Origin of the sequence: Mesorhizobium sp. M7D.F.Ca.US.004.03.1.1, assembly GCF_003998635.1 — a bacterium.
Classification (GTDB): Bacteria; Pseudomonadota; Alphaproteobacteria; order Rhizobiales; family Rhizobiaceae; genus Mesorhizobium; species Mesorhizobium loti.
On sequence record NZ_RZQG01001407.1, the window covers coordinates 1 to 1,047 of the forward strand.

Annotated in this window: 2 protein-coding genes; both read left to right on the forward strand. The window is 56.8% G+C overall.

What is annotated here, in order from left to right; translation table 11 throughout:
• Positions 1 to 703: amino acid ABC transporter permease (locus EN935_RS37470; RefSeq protein WP_206534684.1), on the forward strand; the 703-nt coding region annotated here is incomplete at its 5' end.
• A gap of 2 nt (positions 704 to 705) precedes the next feature.
• Positions 706 to 1,047, forward strand: a 342-nt coding sequence (locus EN935_RS37475) for an ABC transporter permease subunit (RefSeq protein WP_164771770.1), incomplete at its 3' end; no start/stop codon positions are given.

Consider the following 1,047-nt stretch of genomic DNA (forward strand, 5'->3'; position numbering starts at 1 on the left):
GATCAGTTGCCGGGCCTGGGCTACTGATTGGTCCTGCCGGCAGATGAAATTCGATCCAAACGTAATCTGGCTGATCTACCCTTTTCTGTTGAAAGGTGCAGCCAAGACGTTGCTGCTGTCCGTCGTCGTGCTGATGATCAGCACGACGGCCGGATTGCTGATAGCAATCGGAATGCTCGGGAAATCACGGCTACTGCGCGGCGCATTGGGAGTCGCAAGTTGGGTCGCACGCGGCATCCCTCCCTTGATGATTCTTCTGATCGTATTCCTGGGTCTGCCCAAGCTCGGGCTCGTTCTGAGCCCATTCTCGGCCGCGACCATAGGCATGAGCGCGTACGTGGCATTCTATTTCGCCGAAGCCTTCAGCGCCGGGTTCGCCAGTATCCCGCGTGAGCAGTTCCAAGCGGCAAGCGCCTTGGCACTGCCCAGGCTGCGTGTGCTTCGTCGTATAATCATCCCACAGATGCTGCCGGCGGCCCTTCCCTCATATTTCTCCCGGGCTACCGAAATCGTGAAAGGAACGTCCATCGCGGCAGTGGTGGCGTTCCCTGAGATGGCGACTTCCGCCAAGCAGGTGATCGCAGCCACTTTCCGGCCGATTGAAACGCTCCTGATTATCAGCGTCGTCTACATCATTCTCAACGGGATTCTCTTGGTGCTTCAGGCACATTTCGAGATGCGCCTCAAGAAAAGGAGGGACTAGCGATGGAAAGAGAATTGGCGCTGATTGCCCAATACCTGCCGTCCATCGTCCACGGCCTCTTTATGACACTCCTGCTGACGGTTCTGATCCTTGGAACGGCAACCCCGCTCGCGCTTTTGATAGTGTTGGTCCGTTCGACGCGCTTTGAGGTCATCGTAACCGCATATGTCACCTTCATAAGGGCGATGCCGGCGCTGATCATCATCTATATATCGTTCTATGCACTGCCCCAATTCGGAATCCGGCTCACTCCTTTCGAAGCTTCCTACTACGGGCTGACGGCCGTGTCCGCCGCCTACATCAGCGAGGACATTCGCGGCGGGTTCAACTCGATAGAACGGGGG